The organism is Methylobacterium sp. 1030 (assembly GCF_040544715.1).
Lineage (GTDB): Bacteria > Pseudomonadota > Alphaproteobacteria > Rhizobiales > Beijerinckiaceae > Methylobacterium.
The window spans coordinates 32370-51786 of the sequence record NZ_JBEPKM010000025.1; the positions used below are offsets into that span (position 1 = coordinate 32370).

Genomic DNA, 19417 nt, shown 5'->3' on the forward strand with positions numbered 1-19417 from the left:
ATTGATCAAATGGCTCATGGGACATCTGTCGTTTTCGTTGTTGACTTTACCCTGCTGAAGGGCGGCCAATGCTGCCTCTGTCGGCCGCAAGGCGCGGAGCGCCTGTCCGCTCGTTCAGAACGGGGACAGATCCATAGTGCGATCGTCAGGCGATGTTTCGGTCCGCGCGCATAGTGTGTTTGCAAATTCTGCTCAGTTAACGGTAGTCATGACTGGGTTCCGAACTGATCCTATGGTATCGATCCGCAACTTCCGATCTGATTCGAGTGTCGGCGATGATCATCGTGCTCGGCGCGGCCGACCATCATGCTCCGGCATCGTCCTCCATCGCCTGACGCCGTGGCCGATGCAAAGCGAATCATGACCGTTTCTTCAGCCTTCGATTGTCATGGGCACTCGGGAGACGAGATTTTCGATGCGATCGTATTAGGGGCCGGTATTACAGGCCTCGTATCGGCTTCAATTCTTCACGATCTCGGCTGTCGAAATATTGCCGTCATCGACGAATTCGAAAATATCGGCGGCAATCATATCGACCGGTCCATCAATGGATATACATTCGACATCGGAAGTCTAATATTTCAGGACGATTCGCCGCTGCTGAAGTATTTTCCAGAGTTGCTGGAACATTACGTTCCGATCAAGCCGACGTGGGGAAAGCTAACACCCCAGGCTTTCGTCACCTCCTACCCGCTGTCGATCCGGGACGACATCGTCCGGGCCGGTCCATGGGGCATCTTCAGGATCGTGCTATCGGCCGCTTTCTCGCGCGTGGCGCGGCGCAGAATCGGGAATGCGCGGGAGTTTGCTCGCTACTGGATCGGTGATTATCTGCTCAGAAGGTCCGGCCTCGAGAGCTACATGAAGCGGTTCTTCGGCGTTCCGGCCGACTGGGTCGATCTGGAATTCGCCGAGAAGCGGATGCTCTGGATCAAGGAGCACGCCAGCCCGCGCGTCTTGTTGCGCTATGTCCGCCGGCATCGCGCGCCGGGTCCGACCAACAGGCAGTTGGCGCGACCCCGCGAAGGCTTCAATGCCCTCTACGAAGTGGCCGCCCGGACCCTGCGGCAGCGCGGTTCGGTCTTTCATCTGGGCGAGCGGATCGAATCGATCACACGGCGCGGGACGCAATTCGATGTCCGCACAGGTGGCCGCCGTTTGACCGCCCAGCGACTCATCTCGACGATCCCCATTGCGCGGGCGTTGGCCCTCTGCGGAGTCCGAGAGGATCCCGGTCTCGCCTCGGTAACGCTGATCAGCCTGTATTTCAGCTTCGACGGGAATCGCGGCTTCGACTGTTCGATCCTCTACAACTTCGCGCATGACGGCGCTTGGAAGCGGCTCACGATGTATTCCGATTTCTACGGTCGGGTGGAGGGGCGCGAGTATTTTGGAGTCGAGGTCATCGCTGGCCACGCGAACGATTCCGTGACGATCGCCGAGCAGGATTTTCGGGCACATGTCGCCAAGAACGGGCTCTTCGCCGGTGATCTGGTTTGTGAGGGCAGCCAAGTGGTGCCCTGTGCCTATCCCATCTACACCGGGCAGGCCCATGAGCGGGTGTCGCGCGCGCTCGCCCAACTCGCCGACTTCGGGATCGAGTCGTTCGGACGACAGGGCGGTTTCGACTACCAGCCGACGGCCCGTGTTTCGACGCTCAACGCGGCGGCTCACCTGATGCCGACAAGAACATCGGACGCTTAGTCGAGTCGATTCTGCCGGCGGGCGCCGCGCGCCGCCCTCTGAGACCGGGGCCTCCCCCGCCTCGGTCGTGACCTCGGCGGTTCGGCGAGGAGGCCGGGGCCGCCGACGCGGGGCCGTCTCACTGGACCAGATAGGCGCGGCCCGGCTCACGCGGAGGACGAGGGGCCGCCAAGCGCTCGCGCGCGAGGACCCCGTCGACGAAACGGCTGATCTCGTCCGCGAAGCGGCCGACACCGAAGTCGGCTGCGCGGCGGACGAGGCGCTCTGGCTCCACCCCGATCGCCCGACAGCGCTGGACGGCATCGATCAGCGCGTCGACGGACTGCTCGTGGAAGAAGGTGCCGGTCACGCCGTCGATGACTGTCTCGGTGACACCACCCTTGCCGAACGCGACGACCGGCCGTCCGCTCGCCATGGCCTCGACCGGGACGATGCCGAAATCCTCTTCTCCGGGGAAGATCAGGGCTTGGCACCGTGCGTAGTGGTGTTTCAGGACCTCGAAGGGCTGCGGCCCGAGGATCTTGATGTGCGGACCGGCCATGCTGCGCAGTTCACGCAGCATCTCGCCGCCGCCGATCACCACGAGCGGCTGCCCCAACCGGTTGAAAGCCTGGATCGCCAGTTCCGGCCGCTTGTAGCGAACCATTTCGCCGACCATCAGATGGTAGTCACCGCGCTGGCCATCCGGAGCGATCTCGAAGGCCGCCGTGTCCACGGGCGGATGGATGACCTTGGCTTGGCGTCGATAGTAGGTCTCGATGCGTCGCGCGACCGTGTCCGAGTTGGCGATGAACTCGTGGACCCGGCCCGCCGAGACCGCGTCCCAGTTGCGCACGTAATGGGCCACCGGCGGCATCAGCAGGCGCGTGAGCAGCCCCGTCCGCTCGCGATAATCGTGGTACATGTTCCAGACGTACCGCATCGGTGAGTGACAGTAACAGATATGAAGCGCGTCGGATGGCGGGATGATCCCCTTCGCCGGACCCGATTCGCTGCTGATGATCAGATCGTATCCCCGCAGATCGAGCTGCTCGAGGGCCATCGGCATCAGGGGTAGATAGGATTTGTATCGGCTGGTCGCGAACGGCAATCGGCCGATGAACGAGGTCCTGACCCGGTGCGCCCTGATGGTCGGCGACATGGATTGCGGGGCGTAGGCGTGCGTGAAGATGTCGGCTTCCGGATAGAGGTCGCAGAGCGCCTCGACGACCTTCTCGCCGCCGCGCATCCCGATGAGCCAGTAATGGACGATCGCGACTCTCATCGCTCGGAACCTGCTTCCCCGATCGCCGCGCAGCTCTCACCGAGTCGCCCGGTGGATGTCCGATCGGTCGCTGGCAGGCAGCTGCTCCACAGGCAAGGGACCATGATTGCGCTATTCTCAGTCTTGATCGGAAACGTGCGCCTTCGGCTGGACCTGTGTGGTTCGAGCCTCGGGAGCCGCGGGGATTGATGACTTTCAGACGGGATCGACGGGTCTCACGCCATCCGCTGCGGATGGACGTTGCAGGCAGGCCCGGTCGACTTGGCGGGTATGCTCCGGGGCCGCATCAGGCTCCGCGCTCCCACCCGTCGGCCGAACAGGCGCAGACCACCCGGCGTGCCGCGCCACCCGGCACTCTGTTCTCTCTCGGCGCATGCATCATGAGTGGCCCCAATCCGTACTGGCTCCGGCATTGTGGCCGCTCCTGCACGTTGGATGCCGCTTAGCCATCCGCAGGATACTGAGTTCGCCCATCCGGGTCACGCTGCGGAACCCGCCGCCATAGGGATTAGTCCCGCGGCATCGCAATAGGGCCGCGCACGCACGGTCCGTCGCGGCGCGGCGGCCGATGCCACCGATCCGGCACGCGTCTCATCCCGCTGACCGCGCCTGAGGTACTGTATCGGAAGTCCATCCATAGAGCGCGCCCCGCACCTTGTCATGATCGCCCTCGGCGCGAAATTGATTTCGTCGCGCCATTCAGCAACATCCCGGCGATCGCCGCCGCAGCGATCTCCCGGAATGCCTGCGGCGGGACGTCTGGACATTGCACCGCGATCCCATGCGCGAGCGTCCCGGTCCGGACGGGTGGCCCGCGCGCGCGGGAGAAGCACAGAGCTGCAAGTGGCTCAGCTCTCGACCATCAACCGTGGGAACGCGCGGCATTCCTCGGGCCGGACGGACGCAGTGCACAATGATGGGTGAGCATCCGGCCAAGGTCGGTGTCTCGTGACATTGCTTGGATTGCGGCATCGAGGCGGATTCGTGTCTGGGTCGAGAGGCAGAGGCCCGGTGCCACTGTGCTTCATCCTGCGGGATCGAAATCTATTCTTGCATTTTTGGGCGGAAAATATACTGACATTTAGGGTACGGTTAAGCTTGAAACAGGCGCGATGATTTGATATCCCGTCGTTAACAATTGATTAACCGTTGCTGCGCCTGGCGGCCACCTGCCGTCACGAGGAGCCAGAACATGCTGCGCGACGTCGGCCCACCGCTTCAGCCTGCCTTGCGTGCGCCGCAGTACGGTGTCGAGCTGGCGGACCAAGTGGGCGATGCCGCGGAGGCTGTCGCGGAGGCCGTTCTGCCAACGGCGCCGTTCGTGGCGCGCGGCCTGCGGTTGGGTTGGGCGGCCAAGCGCGGGCTCGACATCACGGTGGCGGCCACGGCCCTCTTCCTCTTGCTGCCGTTGCTGATCCTGATCGCCGCCCTCGTGTATGCCGGTGATCGCAAGGCGCCGATCTTCCGCCACATGCGGGTGGGTCGGGACGGTCGCCGCTTCGGGTGCCTGAAGTTCCGCTCCATGGTGACGAATGGCGACGCTGTTCTGGCGGCCCATCTGGCCGCCAATCCTCTGGCCCGGGCCGAGTGGGCGGCGACGCACAAGCTCAGCGACGACCCGCGCGTCACCGCCGTCGGCTACGTGCTGCGCAAGACCTCGCTCGACGAGCTGCCGCAGCTCTGGAATGTGCTGCGCGGCGAGATGAGCTTGGTCGGTCCGCGCCCGATCGTGCCGGCCGAAGTCGCCCGCTACGGGCGGGCATTCCCCACCTGTTTCGCCGTGCCGCCGGGCGTGACGGGGCTGTGGCAGGTCTCGGGCCGCTCCGACACGACCTATGCCGAGCGCGTCGCGCTGGATCTGGACTATGCCACCCGGTGGACCTTGCACCGGGATCTCGCCATCATGCTGCGCACGGTTCCCGCGGTTCTGGCGCAGCGCGGGAGCCGATGAGGCGCGGGTGGTCCCCGAGCCGCCCCGCGCCGGGGCGCGGCGTGCTCTGGCCCTGCGCGACGGCGCAGCACGAACCGCGCTCCCAGATCCGGTTCGGGGCAGCACTCTGCTGGTCCGACAGATGAGGGCCGGATCGGATTGTGGCGGGTGCCAGCGATGACCGAACGAGACCCGTACCGGCACGAGGATCCGATCTGGTACGATCGGATCGAGGCGGATGAGCCGCCTGGCGTCATCCTCGATCTGCTGGCGCACGCGTTCGTGCCGATCGTGGCGGCTCTCGGTGCGGTGAGAGCGCTGTACTGGCTACCGACTCGACTGTGGTGCCGGGCCGCGCGCTCGATCCTGCGCGATCGGACCACCGCTGCGAAGCGGCTCTGAGCCGAGCGCAGCATCGTCACAGTCGAGCATTCGCCGGGCTCGAGCGGCCTGTCGTGATACGTCATCCGCCGACGGACCCGCGACGCGGCCTCCAGCCGTCCGAGCTCCGGTGAGCGTGATGCCACGCTGAACGCGCATCTGAGCGTCCGTTCACCGCCCACCTCTCGGGCACGCAGGCCGGTTATGTCCGGAGCATACCGAACTCGGAGCCGCGGCGCCGGTTGTGGGAGCTTCATCAGGTCGAGATTGACAATATTAACGCTATGAAGTAGCGCTATTGACTATTCTGAAAATTGACAGACGTGATGGATCCCGAACGGGATCAGATGTCATTTGCCCATATCGAGTGGCGAGTGCTTGTATGAGGTTCTCGGAGGCAGGGGCTGCCATTCGGCGCTGGCACTTTGGCTGGCCGCCGCGCACGCGCAGGATGACCGCCAGCGAGCGCTCCCTCTCGGTCGGTGCCTGCCAAACGTGCGGGGCAAAGGTGGAGATCTCCAACGCATACTGCGTTCCCTGCGCCACAGAATACGCCGACTGCGATGTCGCATATTTTGATCGATGGTTGCTGGTCTTTATCTGGGTTGCTGCAGGTGTAACGCTGTTCGGCGTAATCTATTTTATGTTGAGATTCTTCGGTGTCGTATCATAGAGATGTTCACGATCCTTCGTCGCTCGGCGTTCGCGTCATCGCCGACGTCGGATTGTGGAGCGGTCGGAAGGCTCACCGATCGGAGCGGAACGGCGCAAGCGGCATTCTCAGGATTCGGTGCGCGATGCCGCGCCATCGATTCCAGGTCTGGGACGTATAGGTCCCTGGTCAGGAAAGGTGGCACGTTCCCGGTATCGGATGGCGATCGCGTCGATGCGCCGGCTGTCAGGTTCGTGCACGCTCCTGTCCCGGACCCAGGGACCTGGCTCGGTGATCACGGGCGGGCCGGCGCTCGAGCGTTGGTATACGGTCCGTCCAGCTCGATATCCCGGTGGATGAGAGATCTGAGTACCTCTATCGGGTGATGGATGCTGGCCATTGCTCGGTAGAATGGCTGTGGGACCCGCTGTTCAGGGCGCGATCACGGCTGACGATACAATCGAGTCGGGTCTGAACAGGTTGCGGGTGAGGGTGAGGGCAGGATGCGCGGCTTGGTTTCGACGGCGACGCTCTCCGGAGTGCTGGCGCTTGTCTTCAGCATGCCCGCATCGGCGGCCTCCGATATCACGGTCGCTGCCATCGCCACCGGTCGCCTCTATGTTGTCGGGACAACCGATCGCCCGCACACGGCCGTGATTTTGGACAACCGGTTCAAAACGGAGTCCGACGAGAACAGGAAGTTTCAGTACGAGTTGGTGTACCATCCCGCCAATTGTGTGGTTTCCGCCGCAATCGATGGGACGATACATGAAGCGGTTGTCAGCAATTGTGGGCAGCAGGTGGTGCCCGGAACTTGGCTGGACCCGAAGCCCGCGATGACGAGGCCGACTCCTCTGGAACGGGTGCTCTCACCGACGGTCGAGGTGCCCTCCACCGTCTTCTGCCCCTCGGTTCAGACAGAGCGCTCGCAGGATCCGGCACGCATCGAGCTTGCTGACCGCACACCACCGGTCTTCACCGTCGTGACGGGGATGAATTTCTCGCCGCGCTACTGACGCTTGGCCGCAGGTGTGAAGAAGGCGGAGAGGATGGGTGCGGCGCATCGTCGGGATCCTCCCCGGAAGGAGTCCGCGAACGGACTTCTGTGCGGCGTCGGCTGACGGAGCGCACGGCGAAAGCGATGGCCGCTTCGCCGGCTTGGGGGCCGTAGTCGGGACCGGCGTGGCGGGTGAGAACGCACCAAGGCGTGCCGGTCGATACGGAGAACTTGCCGTTCACTCTCGAGCCGCGTCGAAGAGCGACGTCAGCATCCTGAGCATACGCTCTTCGCGGCGCCGCGTCCGCCCTTAAGGAGCGCCGCCATCGCCGCTTCGCGATTGTACTCCGACATGATCCTCTTGGTGGCGAGATCCTTATCGAAGCCGGGAATGTTGTCTTTCTGTGTGGCCGAGGCTTCTCCGACGCCGGCACCGTTCGACATGCGGGACAGGCCGGAATAGATCGGCGGCTTCGTCAGATTCTCCGGACGGAGACTCTTCCAGCTCATGCGGTTGCGCATCGAGGAATCGAGAACCGCCAGAGGGTTCACACCGTTCTGGCCGATCTGCGCGTCCGTGAGCTTCAGAGTGCCGGGAATGACGATGGGGAGCGGATCGATATCGGACTCAGCACGCGGCGCCGCGGCGCCCACGAGCGGGCCCGTCGACGCGGTTGCCGCAGGCATCGCGGTCGGGGGCGGCAAGGCGCTGTAGGCAGTCGGCATCAGCGGCGCGTGGGAGCACGCGCCTAGAGTGAGCACCGCCACGAGCGTTCCGATTCGTCTGAAAGCCATGGTCGCCCTCGCGCTGCGCCGGGCCATTCTAGCCAAGCTTGCGCATGACATACCAGTGTTGGGCGGGGCGAGTCCAACCCCTATAAACTGGCTACAGCAATCTCCGAAGTACGCAATGACCAAAAGTAGTATAGGGGCTCAGTGGCCATTCTTGCCGGCGGATCTCGGCGATGGGCTCCGTCTCGCGACAAGTGACTTTCGGCCCTGATATGAACAGCTCCGATTTCCGTGCACTTAAGACAAATCGAATTTCGATGATGTATCTAACGCAGTAGATTTGTCGATTGAAGCGCGCAGCTACGCCCTCGGTTGTCCCTGTCCTTCATGCGAAGTTGGTTGCGGTGTTCGGGTCGGAAGGTGTCCGTGCCCGCGAGAGCGGGGTCGCGGGTCTCCGGGCATTTAAAGATAGCCCCGATAGATCGTCCTCGCCGTCGAAGAGGCTGCGCCTACTGGCCCAGTTGGGCACGAGATCGCCACAGTTCGGCCGAGCACGTTCGATCTGTGAGCATTCATGACGCTGCCTGCAGGTAGGACGCCACGCGACACGCAGGTTGGGGGCGGCCCGGGCGGTGCGGGGCAAGCCGACGGCCGACGACGTCAATTGACCGAGTCGGCCGCCGCACGAGCGCGCGGCCGGCAGGCAGGGGCCGCGCAGATCCGCACCGCGCTCCGTCGGTCACCGTCCCCGGAACGCGGCGTCCAGCGCGTGCGAGACACGCGCCAGGATCCCGGCGCGGGCGGCGGCGTCGGAGCCAATATGCGGGTCGCGCTGCACGCACGGGTCCGCGTAGGTGAACGGCGTGGCGTCCGGGCCCGCCACGAGGGCGCCGTCCGCCGCCTCGCTTATCGCGCAGGCGCGGACGGTCTGCGCGCCCCGGGCGACCACGGGCTGGGTCGGCCCGGCCGGGTTGTCGAAGACGTGCTGCGCTCCGGGAAAGACGGTCAGGTCGACATCGGCGCCGGCCGCCCTCAGCCGCTCCGCGTAGGCCGCGCAGGTGGCGGCGGGATTGTAGTCGTCGCTGCCGCCACCGAAGATCCGGATCGGCCGATCCGCCACGGCCGTGTCGTCCCGGAAGCGGATGGAGCAGTCCGGGTAGACCGGCAGGTAGAGGGCGGGGATCACCCCGGAGCGGTTCCAGGCGGCGTCGAAGCGCTTGAGGCTGGCGTAGAGCGCGGCCTGCCCGCCGCGCGAGAAGCCCATTACGGCGATCCGCGCCGGGTCGACCCGCGGATGCTTCGCCAGCACGCCCAGCGCCCGGTAGATGTCGAGGATCAGGTTCGTGCGCGCCAGGAGGCTCTGGTCGGTGTTGACGCTGGTCAGGCCGCGCCCGGTGAAGCCGTCGATCGCGAAGGTCGAGATCCCGCGCGCCGCCAGCGCCCGCTGCCAGAACTCGATGTTGCCGCCCAGACCCCCGGAGCCGTGCATCAGGATCACGGTCGGCAGGCGCTCGGTCCCCGCCTTGGCGATGCGCAGGATCCCCGCGACCGTGACCGGCTTCGCTCCTTCGGACGTGCCGGTGAGGAACTGCCGGTCGGTCAGCGTCAGGCTCTCGAACGGGTGAACCTCCATGCGGGCGGCGTAGCTGCCGAGATCGGCGACGCCGTCCGCTGCGGGCCCGGCGGTGGCCGCCGGCGTGATGCCGGCCAGCAGACAGGCCGCCAGGAACAGGATCGATCGCCGCATCGGAACGCTCCGCCACCGGGCGGCAGCCTAGCAGCGGCGCGGGTGGCCTGTCGCCGCGGGAGGGACCGGAACCGGTTTCCTCTCGCTGCCCGATGTCAGGCCCCGGGGGCGAGGGCTACGCGGCCGCGCGGTCGGCCAGGTAGGCGCGCCAGCCGCCGAAGCGCGTGATGTCGGCCGCCCCGTCGAGGCCGGCTTGCTCGACCAGGAAGCCCTTGGGCGCCGTGCCGTCGGCGAGCCGCAGCGTGCCGATGCCGAGCGGTGCCGGGATGGCGGCGACGAAGCGTCCGAACGCGGCGGGCGGTAGGGCCCACACCTCGGTCTCGATGGGGGCGCCGTCCCCGGCCGCCACCCGGAGCAGCCCCGGGCGCTGCGGCGGGCCGCCCGGCAGGGCGTAGAGCCGATAGTCCCGGGCTGTCGGCACGGCGCGCAGGAAGCGCCCGCCGCAGCCGGCCAGCTCGCGGTTCAGCGGCAGTCCCGAGAGATGCGCCCCGACGACCGCCAGCTCGATCGCGTCCGGTCCGGCCGCAGCCGGCCCCGGCTCCACGACCGGCACCGGCATCGTGCCCGCGCCGATCCGCGGCGCCGAGGCCGCGTGCAGGCGTGCCCCGAGGGCGGCGAGGAGCCCGTCCGAGCCGCGCGGCGCCAGCAGGGTGATCCCGGCGGGGAAGCCGTCGGCGCGGGGCCGGCCCGGCACCGCCAGGGCGCACCAGTCCAGCAGGTTGACGAAGTTGGTGTAGGTGCCGAGCTCGCTGTTCGGCCCGATCGGGTCGGCCGCGACCGCCGCGCAGGTCTGCGGGCGCGGGTAGGTCGGCACGGCGAGGACGTCGATCCGGTCCCAGACCGCGTCCGCGGCCCGGCGCAGCGCCGCGAGGCGGTAGAGGCCCGCGAAGGCGTCGGCCGCGCTGTGGCGCTCGGCGGAGGCGATGACCGCCCGCGTCGTCGGGTGGAGGATGTCGGGGCGCGTCTCCATCACCGGGCGGATCGCCGCGTAGCGCTCGGCGACCCAGGGGCCGTCGTAGAGCAGAGCCGCGACGGCGAACATCGGCGCGAGATCGACCGGCGCCGCCGCCCCGGCGAGGGCTTCGAGATCGGCGACCGTCGCCGCGAAGGCCGCCTCGGAGAGCCCGTCGCCGCCGAAGCGGAGGCTCGCCCCGTCCGGGAGCCCGAGGCGCAGGCCCGGCGGGAGGGCGGCGGGGGCGGCCGGCACCGGCAGGGCCCGCGACCAGGGATCGGCGGCATCCGGACCCAGCATGACCCGGAAGGCCGCGTCGGCGTCGGCCACGGTGCCGGCGAAGACCGAGAGCGTGTCGAGGGTCCGGCAGGCCGGCAGCATCCCGCGGCTGGAGATCGCCCCGAGGGAGGGCTTCAGCCCGACGACGTTGTTGAGCGCCGCCGGCACCCGGCCCGACCCCGCCGTGTCGGTGCCGAGCGCGAAGGCGACGATCCCATGAGCCACCGCCACGGCCGAGCCGCTGCTGGACCCGCCGGGCACGTAGGCCGGATCGATCGCGTTGCGCGGGGCCGGGTAGGGGGTGCGCAGGCCGACGAGCCCGGTGGCGAACTGGTCGAGGTTGGTCTTGCCGATCAGGATCGCGCCGGCCGCGAGGAGCCGCGCCACCGCGGGCGCGGTCTCGGCGGGGGTGTGGGCGAAGTCCGGGCAGGCGGCGGTGGTCGGCAGCCCGGCGACGTCGATGTTGTCCTTGACGGCGAAGGGCACGCCCCAAAGCGGCATCGCCGCGGGGTCGAAGGGCGGGAGAGCCGCCGCGGCTTCGCGAGCATCCGCCTCCGGGACGAGCGCGAGGAAGATGCCGGGATCGTCCACCGCGGCGAGCCGCCGGTAGGCCTCGGCCACGACGGCGCGCGGGTCGAGGCCTTCGGCGTAGGCCGCGTGCAGGAGCGGGATGGTCGGGAAGGGGGGCACGGTCATTCCTCGCAGCGAGGCTCAGGATTCGTCGCCGGTGGCGCGGTACCAGTCGAGGATCTCGACCCCCTGCATGAACACCGCGTCGTCGCGGGCCAGGATGGCGTCGAGCAGCCGCTCCAGCAGGCCGATCCGGTGCGGCACGCCGGTGATGTAGGGGTGGATCGCGAAGCTCATCACCTTGGCCCCGCCGAGGGAGCCAGGGCCGGCGGCCTCGGCGGCGAGCCGGTCGAGATGGGCGAGCGCCCGTTCCACGAACTCGTCGGCCCGGTGGTGCTGGATGGCCAGCAGCGGGATGTCATTGAGCTCGACCGAGTAGGGGAGGGCGACGAGGTCGCCCGTGCGCGTCGCCACCCGGCAGGGGCGGTCGTCGACCACGAAGTCGCCGACGTACTCGAGGCCGGCCGCGCGCAGGTGGTCGGGCGTGTCGAGGGTCTCGGTGAGGCCCGGTCCCAGCCAGCCGCGCGGCGGGCGCCCCGTGGTCTGGGTGATCGCCGCGATGGTGCGAGCGATCATCGCCGGCTGGTCCGGGATCCGGTGCGTCGGGACCTGGTGGAAGCCGTGGGCCATGAACTCCCAGCCGGCCGCGTGGGCGGCCTCGGCGACGCGGGGATAGGCCGTGCAGACCGAGCCGTTGATCGACAGCGTCGGGCGGATTCCGCGGCTGGCGAAGGCCTCGAGGAAGCGCCAGAACCCGACCCGCATCCCGTACTCGTGCCACGCCCAGTTGGGGATATCCGGGAGCAGGCTCGCGGCGGTCGGCGGCACCAGGATCTGGCGCGGCATCGGGTTGTCGATCAGCCAGTGCTCGACGTTGACCACCGGCCAGACCGCGACGTGCTTGCCGCCCGGCAGCGTCAGGCGCGGCCGGTCGACGGCGGCGCGGTAGGCGAGGCGGTTCTCGGGCCGGCGGGGATCGTCGGGCGCGGTGTCCATCAGGCGGCGGCCCGCGGGGCGTGGTGGCTGTGGAGCTGGGCCGCCAGCATCCGGCGCAGGTCGTTGAAGGCCGGGCTCGACACGTCGCGCCGCCGCGGCAACTCGACCGGGTGGATCGCCTCGATCCGGCCGGGGCCGGGCGACATCATCACGATGCGGTCCGCGAGGAAGATCGCCTCCTCGATGGCGTGGGTGACGAACAGGATCGTCAGCCCCGTCCGCGACCACAGGTCGAGCAGCTCGTCCTGCAGTCGCTCGCGGGTCATGGCGTCGAGCGCCCCGAAGGGCTCGTCCATCAGCACCACCTCGGCCTCGTTGGCGAGCACCCGGGCGATGGCGACCCGCTGCTTCATCCCGCCCGAGAGCTGGTGCGGGTAAGCGTCGGCGAAGGCCTGGAGGCCGACGAGGGCGATGTAGCGCTCGGCGGTGTCGCGCACCTCGGCGGCGGGCCGCCCGCGGGCCTTCGGGCCGAAGCCGATATTGTCCCGCACCGTGAGCCACGGGAACAGGCCGTAATCCTGGAAGACCATGCCGCGGCTCGGCCCCGGCCCGGCGATCGGCTTGCCCCACATCAGGGCCTGCCCGGCGGTCGGGGCCTCGAAGCCGGCGGCGACCCGCAGCAGCGTCGACTTCCCGCAGCCCGAGGCGCCGAGCAGGCAGACGAACTCGCCGCGGGACACCGTGAGGTTCGCCTCGCGCAGGGCCTCGGTCCGGCGGCCGCCCGCCGTGTAGGTCTTGGAGACCGCCCGCATGTCGAGGATCGGGATCGTCGGATCAGCCATGATTCGGGCTCCAGGCGAGCAGCCGGCGGCCGAGCTGCATGACCAGCCAGTCGGAGACGAAGCCCGCGACCCCGATCACCGCCATGCCGCAGATCACGATCTCGGTGCGCGAGAGCTGGCGCGCCTCCATGATGATCGCCCCGAGGCCGGTCTGGACGCCAGTCATCTCGCCGACCACGATCACCACCCAGGCGAAGCCCAGCCCCAGCCGCAGGCCGGTGAAGATCGACGGCAGCGCCGCCGGCAGCACCACGCGGACGAACTGGGCCGGCCCGGTGCAGCCCAGCATCGCGGCCGCCTCGAACAGGCGCGGCTCAACGGAGCGGACCCCGAACACGGTGTTGACTAGGATCGGGTAGAACGCCCCGAGGAACACGAGGAAGAAGGCCGAGCGCGGCCCGAGACCGAACAGGATCATCGCCAGCGGCAGCCACGCGGTGACCGGCACGGGCCGCAGGACTTGCAGGACGGGATCGAGCAGCGCCCGGATCAGCGGCACGCGGCCGATCAGCAGGCCGAGCGGCAGGGCGGCGGCGGCCGCCAGCGCGAAGCCGCCGTAGACCCGGCTCAGCGACGCCGCGAGATGGGTCCAGAGCGTGCCGCTGAACGCGTCGTCGTTGACGCCGCCGACCGCGAGATCTCGCATCTCGGCCCAGACCTCCGCGGGGGGCGGGATCAGGCTGTAGGGCCGGCCCGCGGTGGTGACCTGCCAGACCGCGACGAGCGCGGCCGGCACCACGCAGGCGAGCGCCAGCCGGCGCAGGTGGGCGAGACCGGGCCCCGCCCGCCCGGCCCCGCGCGCCGGCGTCACCTGCGCCGCCGCCGGCAGGGCGCCGGCCTCGATGCCGGTGCTCACGCCCGCCCCAGCGCGTCGACGAAGCGGGTGTCGATGAAGCCGGGCTCCGGCAGCCGCTTGATCTGCTTGAGCGCGAGCATGTGCTGCGCGTAGGCATCGGCCTGCCGGATCTCGTTCGGCCCGAGGCGCCAGGTCAGCTCGACGTTCGGGGCCGAGAGCTCGAGCGCCTCGCGCTTCTGGCCGAGCTTCGTCACCGCCATGGCGATCATCGCGTCGCGGTCGCTGGCCGCGAAGTCCGTCGCCTTGCGGTGGATCTCCAGCATGGTCCGGACGAGGTCCGGCCGCTCGGCCAGCGTGTCGCGGTGGGCGCCGAACACCATGTTCAGCGCGCCCATCTCGGTGCCGTAGGGGTACTCGACGAGCTGGCCGACGCCCGAGGCGAGGCTGACGCCGGGGCCCGGCTCGGCGCCGACATAGGCGTCGACATCGCCGCGGGCGAGGGCGATGTGCATCTCCGAGAAGGAGACGCGCACGGGGGTGATGTCCTTCACCGAGAGCCCCTCCATGCGCATCCGCTCCAGGACGAAGACCTCCTGGGTGCTGCCGGGCCAGATCGCGACGCGCTTGCCGCGCAGGTCCTTGATGGCGTGGATGTCGGAGCCCTTCTTGGCGATCACCGCCATCCCGCGGTTGCAGGTGGAGGCGATGACCACGAGCGGCTCGCCGGCGGCGGCGCCCAGCGTCGCGGCGGCGATCCCGAAGGTGCCGAAATCCACCGACTTGGTGACCACGGCGTTCTTGCACTCGGTCGGGCTCTCGAAGGGCACAACCTCCACGTTCACCCCGGGCGGGGTGAAGCGCGCGTAGAAACTCGGCGCGATCGAGTGGATCAGCTTGAGCGAGCCCATCCGGATCGTGACGGGCGCGCTCTGGGCGCGGGCCCGGGCCAGGGGTCCGAGGGCGAGGCCGGCCCCGAGACCGGCCAGGAGGGTGCGGCGGCGGATCATCGAACGGCTCCTGCAGGGTCTCGATGTGCCGAGGCTACGGGCACCAACCTGTTGCGAGGAAGTGCTATTTTCTGAGCGTGCCGTTGCCATAAACGCAACAGCCCGGCAGGGTAGGGGCGTGAAGCACCTGCGCACCGTCACCTACGTCGCCGAGGTCGCCCGCGCCGGCTCGATCCGGCGCGCCGCGGAGCGCTTGAACCTCACGCCCTCGGCCCTGACCCGGCAGATCCAAGATCTCGAGTACGAGCTCGGCACGCCGATCTTCGAGCGCCTGCCGCAGGGGATGCGGCTCAACGCGGCCGGCGAGCTCTTCGCCCGGCACATCCGCGACCAGGCCGCCGATCTCGACCGGGTCCGCTCGCAGATCGCCGACCTGTCGGGCGTGCGGCGGGGGCACGTGGCGCTCGCCTGCAGCCAAGCCTTCGTCACCCAGGTGGTGCCCGAGGAGGTCGAGGCCTACCGCGCCCGCTTTCCGCAGGTCGGCTTCACCGTGCAGGTCCGCGACCACGCCCAGGCGGTCACCGCCCTGGCGGCCTTCGAGGCCGACCTCGCCCTGATCCTGCAGCCGCCGCCCTCGGCGGAGCTGCACCCGCTCTATTCCGGCCATCAGACCCTGTGCGCGCTGATGCGCAGAGGCCACGCGCTGGCGGCGGAGAGCGGGCCGGTGCGGCTGCGCGACTGTCTCGCGCACGCCCTGGCGCTGCCCGACCGATCGCTCGCCATCCGCCACCACATCGAGCACGCGCTGGCCCGGCGGGGTGTCGAGCTGCGGCCGGTCGTGGAGTCAGGCTCGCTGGAGTTCCTGCGCAATCTCACCCTGCGGGAGGACGTGGTGAGCCTGCAGGTGCCCAGCGGCATCCCGGAGGACCCGCGCCTGCACAGCCGGCCGATCGACACCCGCGACCTCACCCCGATGACGCTGGTCCTGGCGCAGCTGCGCGGGCGCTCGCTCTCGGTGGCCGCCGCCAAGTTCGCCGATCAGCTCGTCGTCCGGCTGAACCGGGAAGGGGCCTGACCGGCGTCCCGCTCAGGCGGGCAGGCCGGCTTCGGCCAGCGCCTCGGCGTATCGCTGCCCCAGGGCGGCGACCGGGAAGGGGATCCGCGCCAGGAAGCCCGAGACCGTCAATCCGGGCTCGATCGCCAGGAGCTCGGCGACCGCCTGCCGGGCGCGCTCCGGCTGGCCGAGCCCGACATGGGCCACGGCGAGCGCCCGCAGGGCGACGGCGAAGCGTCGGTTCTGCGCCAGCGCCCGCTCGGCCCACCGGATCGCCTCGGGATAGTCGGCCTCGCTGACCGCCGCGACCGCCATCACGCCCGACATCAGCCAGCCGCGGGGATCCCGCGGGTTGAGCTGCAGCGCCCGCTCGACCATCGCGCGTCCCGCCTCCGCGCGGCCGCACATGGTCTCGATCCAGCCCGCGAGTGTGAGCGCCAGGGCGGAGTTCGGGTTGACGAGCAGCGCGCGGCCGAACAGGTCGCGCGCCCGGTCCCGCCCGGTCTCCGACATGTTCCAGACCGCGAAGGCCGCCATCCACAGCACCTGCGCGTCCCCGGGCGCGCGCTCGACCGCGCCCCAGGCCAGCCGCACGGCCGCCGCGCGCTCCGCCTCGCCCTGCGCGATCCAGCCCTGGAAATGGCACTGCGCCCGGCAATAGGCCGCCGCGGCCATCGCCGGTGCGTAGCCCGGGTCGAGCGCCAGGGCCTCGTCCAAGTGATCGAGCGCCGCCGCCATGCCGGCGGCGGTGAAGTCGGCGAGCCGGGCATTGGCCCGGAGCAGCCGGTCGTAGGCGTCCGGATGGGCCGGCGCGTCGCGGCCGAGCCGGCCGATCTCCGCCAGCTGGAGGGTGGGCTCGATCGCGGCGGCGGCGCGCGCGGCGACCCGCTCCTGCAGGGCGAAGACGTCGTCGAGCCCGCCGTCGAAGCTGTCGGCCCAGAGATGGGCGCCGGTCCCGGCATCGACCAGCTGGCCGGTGATCCGCAGGCGCGACCCGCCGCGGCGCACGCTGCCGGCGACCACGTAGCCGACGCCGAGCTCCTGCCCGACCCGGCGCACGTCGATCGCCGCGCTCCGGTAGGTGAAGGTCGAGTTGCGCGCGATCACGAACAGGCCGCTGACGCGGGACAGCGCCGTGATGATCTCCTCGGTGATCCCGTCGGCAAAGTAGTCCTGATCCGGATCCGCGCTCATGTTGGTGAAGGGCAGGACCGCCACCGCGGGCAGGCGCGGCCCGGTGCGCCACGTGACGCTCGCCTCCGCCGCGTCTTCCGGAGCGATCCCGGGCGAGACCTCCGATGCGGCCTCCCGAACGGCGCCGACGAAGCGCACGCCCTTGCGCGGGAGCGTCCGGATCCAGCGCTGCTCGGTTCCGGTGTCGCCGATCGCGGTCCGGGCCGCGTTGATCCGGCTGCCGAGGGTCGCCTCGGAGACGATGCGCCCGTTCCAGACCGCCCCCAGCAGGTCGTCGCGGCTCACCACCCGGTCGCGCCGCTCGATCAGCACCCGCAGGAGGTCGAAGACCTGCGGCTCGACGGCGATCTCGGCGCCGTCCCGGCTGAGCTCGCGCCGGGCGGAATCGAGGGTAAAGGGTCCGAACCGGTAGATCACGGGGCGTTCCTGGGCGGGCCATGTCCGCGTTCCGCGCCCTGCTCACCGAACCGGTCTCCGCGGCGGAGGGCGCTCTAGCACGGGCCCGGGCGGGCATAAATCATGGGCCTCTGAAGGTGTCCTCAAGGTCCTCTCAAAGCGCGGTGTCGAGCATCGGGATAGGTTTCGCTCCATCGAAGACTTTCCGACGAGGGAGCCGTCCATGGCCCGCGAGACCGATCCCGACACATCCGCCTGGAGCCGCCGCCGCCTCCTGAAGAGCGCGGTAGCCACCGCCGCCCTCGCCGAGCTCGGCCTCGGCCGGACCGCGCGGGCGCAGGGCGGCTCGGCCCCCGGCGCCCCGGTCCCCGGCGCCATGCCGAGCGTCCTGAAGCAGGTCGAGGCCGGCGTGCTCGACGTCGGCTACGTCGATGCCGGTCCCGCCGACGGTCCGGCGGTCATCCTGCTGCACGGCTGGCCCTACGACATCCACGCCTTCGCGGAGGTCGTTCCGATCCTCACGGCGGCCGGGTACCGGGTGATCGTGCCGTACCTGCGCGGCTACGGCACCACCCGTTTCCTGGCGTCGGACACGGTCCGGAACGGCGAGCAGGCGGCACTCGCGGTGGACGTCATCGCCCTGATGGACGCCCTGAAGATCCCCCAGGCCGTCCTGGGCGGCTTCGACTGGGGCGCGCGGACTGCCGACATCGTCGCGGCGCTGTGGCCGGAGCGGTGCCGGGCGCTGGTGGCGGTCAGCGGCTACCTGATCGGCAACCAGGAGGCCGGCAAGAAGCCGCTGCCGCCGCGGGCCGAGCTGTCCTGGTGGTACCAGTTCTACTTCGCCACCAGCCGGGGGCGGGCCGGCTACGAGGCCTACCGCGCCGACTTCGCCAAGCTGATCTGGCAGACCGCCTCGCCGCGCTGGCGCTTCGACGACGCCACCTTCGCGCGGAGTGCCCCAGCCCTCGACAACCCGGATCAAGTCAGCATCGTCATCCACAATTACCGCTGGCGGATGGGCCTCGCCGAGGGCGAGCGCCGGTACGATGCGCTGGAGAGCCGCCTCGCGCAGGCGCCCACGATCGGCGTGCCGACCATCACCCTGGAGGGCGACGCGAACGGCGCCCCGCATCCGGATCCCGCCAGCTACGCGGCCAAGTTCACCGGACGCTACGCGCACCGGCTGATCACCGGCGGGATCGGCCACAACCTCCCGCAGGAAGCCCCGCGCGCCTTCGCGCAGGCCGTGATCGACGCGGCCGCGGCCTGACCGCGCCGGCGCGGCCGGATCATCCCCGGACACACGATCATCCCGAGACGATGACGGAGGTTGCCATGCGGTTCCTGGCTGTCGCGCTGCCGGCCCTGCTCGCTGCGGGCCTGATTTTGGGAGGCTCCGCGGTGCGCGCCGTGGATGCCGGGACCGCCCCGGCGGCCTCGCCGATCTACGGCGTCACCGTCCCGGACGGGTACCGCGACTGGCAGCTCGTCGGCGTCGCGCAGGAGACCGGGGCCCTCGACGAGCTGCGCGCCGTGGTCGGCAACGCGCGGGCGCTGGACGCCTACCGGTCGGGCACCCTGCCGTTCCCGGACGGGACGGTGCTGGTGAAGCGCGCCTGGACGCGGGTGCCGTCCGCGGAGTTCGCCCCGGCCTTCGTGCCCGGCGGCGCCACGACGGTTCAGGTCATGGTGAAGGATTCGCGGCGCTACGCGGCGACGGGGGGCTGGGGGTTCGGGCGCTTCGTCGACGGCAAGCCCGCGGACGCGGCCCAGCACGAGACCTGCTTCGCCTGCCACAGCGCGAATGTCCGGGACCACGACTACGTGTTCACGCGGCTCGCGCCCTGAGGCCGGCCGCCGCCCGGACGGCCGCCCGGACGGCCGCCACGACGCCCCTGTCAGCGCGCGGCTTCCCTCAACGTCCTCTCGCTGTCGCGCCTTGCGTCTCCCGTCAGCCGGCGCCTACACCTTTGCCGGCTCA

At 69.6% G+C, this 19417-nt stretch carries 16 protein-coding genes; 7 read left to right on the top strand and 9 right to left on the bottom strand.

Annotated elements, in window-relative coordinates; translation table 11 throughout:
• Positions 1-360 precede the first annotated feature (360 nt).
• Positions 361-1704, top strand: coding sequence for an FAD-dependent oxidoreductase (locus tag ABIC30_RS27495; protein WP_026604634.1), 1344 nt, complete (start codon positions 361-363; stop codon positions 1702-1704).
• A gap of 118 nt (positions 1705-1822) precedes the next feature.
• On the opposite strand, the gene ABIC30_RS27500 is transcribed toward ABIC30_RS27495, so the two are convergent.
• Entirely contained in the window at positions 1823-2968 is a 1146-nt protein-coding gene (locus ABIC30_RS27500) for a glycosyltransferase (RefSeq protein ID WP_091927915.1), read from the bottom strand.
• 1192 nt (positions 2969-4160) lie between these two features.
• Between ABIC30_RS27500 and ABIC30_RS27505 the strand changes: the two genes are divergently transcribed.
• From ABIC30_RS27505 to ABIC30_RS27515, 3 genes are all read left to right on the top strand, one after another.
• Complete coding sequence (locus ABIC30_RS27505; protein WP_020091236.1) at positions 4161-4919, top strand: sugar transferase; 759 nt, start codon at positions 4161-4163, stop codon at positions 4917-4919.
• Between the two features lie 156 nt (positions 4920-5075).
• Positions 5076-5300 carry a hypothetical protein gene (locus ABIC30_RS27510; protein ID WP_020091235.1) on the top strand — a complete coding sequence of 75 codons (225 nt, stop codon included), beginning with the start codon at positions 5076-5078 and terminating at the stop codon, positions 5298-5300.
• A 1134-nt stretch (positions 5301-6434) separates the two neighbouring features.
• Positions 6435-6947 carry a hypothetical protein gene (locus tag ABIC30_RS27515; protein WP_026604632.1) on the top strand — a complete coding sequence of 171 codons (513 nt, stop codon included), beginning with the start codon at positions 6435-6437 and terminating at the stop codon, positions 6945-6947.
• A gap of 248 nt (positions 6948-7195) precedes the next feature.
• Here ABIC30_RS27515 and ABIC30_RS27520 read toward each other — a convergent pair whose 3' ends face one another.
• The 7 genes from ABIC30_RS27520 to ABIC30_RS27550 form a co-directional block, all read right to left on the bottom strand.
• Positions 7196-7723, bottom strand: a complete 528-nt coding sequence (locus ABIC30_RS27520) for a hypothetical protein (RefSeq protein WP_081636429.1) — start codon at positions 7721-7723, stop codon at positions 7196-7198.
• Positions 7724-8399: 676 nt separating this feature from the next.
• Positions 8400-9407 (bottom strand): dienelactone hydrolase family protein, encoded by a 1008-nt coding sequence (locus tag ABIC30_RS27525; RefSeq protein WP_354456411.1) that lies wholly within the window; start codon positions 9405-9407, stop codon positions 8400-8402.
• A 115-nt stretch (positions 9408-9522) separates the two neighbouring features.
• A complete protein-coding gene (atzF, locus tag ABIC30_RS27530) occupies positions 9523-11334 on the bottom strand; it encodes an allophanate hydrolase (RefSeq protein ID WP_020091232.1) in 1812 nt (603 codons plus the stop codon).
• 15 nt (positions 11335-11349) lie between these two features.
• On the bottom strand, positions 11350-12264 hold the full coding sequence (locus ABIC30_RS27535) for a polysaccharide deacetylase family protein (protein ID WP_020091231.1): 915 nt from the start codon (positions 12262-12264) through the stop codon (positions 11350-11352).
• Positions 12264-13046: an ABC transporter ATP-binding protein gene (locus ABIC30_RS27540; RefSeq protein WP_020091230.1), complete on the bottom strand. Its 783-nt coding sequence runs from the start codon at positions 13044-13046 to the stop codon at positions 12264-12266. The genes ABIC30_RS27535 and ABIC30_RS27540 overlap by 1 nt, the downstream gene beginning before the upstream one ends.
• Positions 13039-13902 (bottom strand): ABC transporter permease, encoded by an 864-nt coding sequence (locus ABIC30_RS27545; protein ID WP_354456412.1) that lies wholly within the window; start codon positions 13900-13902, stop codon positions 13039-13041. The genes ABIC30_RS27540 and ABIC30_RS27545 overlap by 8 nt, the downstream gene beginning before the upstream one ends.
• Positions 13899-14849 carry an ABC transporter substrate-binding protein gene (locus tag ABIC30_RS27550; RefSeq protein WP_354456413.1) on the bottom strand — a complete coding sequence of 317 codons (951 nt, stop codon included), beginning with the start codon at positions 14847-14849 and terminating at the stop codon, positions 13899-13901. Before ABIC30_RS27550 ends, ABIC30_RS27545 begins: the two co-directional genes overlap by 4 nt.
• Before the next feature lie 118 nt (positions 14850-14967).
• On the opposite strand from ABIC30_RS27550, the gene ABIC30_RS27555 reads away from it, so the two are divergent.
• Positions 14968-15864, top strand: coding sequence for a LysR family transcriptional regulator (locus ABIC30_RS27555; RefSeq protein ID WP_287080272.1), 897 nt, complete (start codon positions 14968-14970; stop codon positions 15862-15864).
• A 12-nt stretch (positions 15865-15876) separates the two neighbouring features.
• Here the strand turns inward: ABIC30_RS27555 and ABIC30_RS27560 are convergent, their stop codons facing one another.
• Positions 15877-17454, bottom strand: a complete 1578-nt coding sequence (locus ABIC30_RS27560) for a winged helix-turn-helix domain-containing protein (protein ID WP_354456414.1) — start codon at positions 17452-17454, stop codon at positions 15877-15879.
• Between the two features lie 202 nt (positions 17455-17656).
• Here ABIC30_RS27560 and ABIC30_RS27565 point away from each other — a divergent pair, with 202 nt between their 5' ends.
• Positions 17657-18706, top strand: coding sequence for an alpha/beta fold hydrolase (locus ABIC30_RS27565; protein ID WP_354456415.1), 1050 nt, complete (start codon positions 17657-17659; stop codon positions 18704-18706).
• Between the two features lie 65 nt (positions 18707-18771).
• Positions 18772-19284 carry a cytochrome P460 family protein gene (locus ABIC30_RS27570; protein WP_042671122.1) on the top strand — a complete coding sequence of 171 codons (513 nt, stop codon included), beginning with the start codon at positions 18772-18774 and terminating at the stop codon, positions 19282-19284.
• Positions 19285-19417 lie beyond the last annotated feature (133 nt).

Coding starts and splice junctions, on each gene's coding strand:
- ABIC30_RS27495 (WP_026604634.1), top strand. CDS start 361: ATGACCGTTTCTTCAGCCTTCGATTGTCATGGGCACTCGGGAGACGAG.
- ABIC30_RS27510 (WP_020091235.1), top strand. CDS start 5,076: ATGACCGAACGAGACCCGTACCGGCACGAGGATCCGATCTGGTACGAT.
- ABIC30_RS27500 (WP_091927915.1), bottom strand. CDS start 2,968: ATGAGAGTCGCGATCGTCCATTACTGGCTCATCGGGATGCGCGGCGGC.
- ABIC30_RS27540 (WP_020091230.1), bottom strand. CDS start 13,046: ATGGCTGATCCGACGATCCCGATCCTCGACATGCGGGCGGTCTCCAAG.
- ABIC30_RS27550 (WP_354456413.1), bottom strand. CDS start 14,849: ATGATCCGCCGCCGCACCCTCCTGGCCGGTCTCGGGGCCGGCCTCGCC.
- ABIC30_RS27520 (WP_081636429.1), bottom strand. CDS start 7,723: ATGGCTTTCAGACGAATCGGAACGCTCGTGGCGGTGCTCACTCTAGGC.
- ABIC30_RS27505 (WP_020091236.1), top strand. CDS start 4,161: ATGCTGCGCGACGTCGGCCCACCGCTTCAGCCTGCCTTGCGTGCGCCG.
- ABIC30_RS27570 (WP_042671122.1), top strand. CDS start 18,772: ATGCGGTTCCTGGCTGTCGCGCTGCCGGCCCTGCTCGCTGCGGGCCTG.
- ABIC30_RS27515 (WP_026604632.1), top strand. CDS start 6,435: ATGCGCGGCTTGGTTTCGACGGCGACGCTCTCCGGAGTGCTGGCGCTT.
- atzF (WP_020091232.1), bottom strand. CDS start 11,334: ATGACCGTGCCCCCCTTCCCGACCATCCCGCTCCTGCACGCGGCCTAC.
- ABIC30_RS27565 (WP_354456415.1), top strand. CDS start 17,657: ATGGCCCGCGAGACCGATCCCGACACATCCGCCTGGAGCCGCCGCCGC.
- ABIC30_RS27535 (WP_020091231.1), bottom strand. CDS start 12,264: ATGGACACCGCGCCCGACGATCCCCGCCGGCCCGAGAACCGCCTCGCC.
- ABIC30_RS27525 (WP_354456411.1), bottom strand. CDS start 9,407: ATGCGGCGATCGATCCTGTTCCTGGCGGCCTGTCTGCTGGCCGGCATC.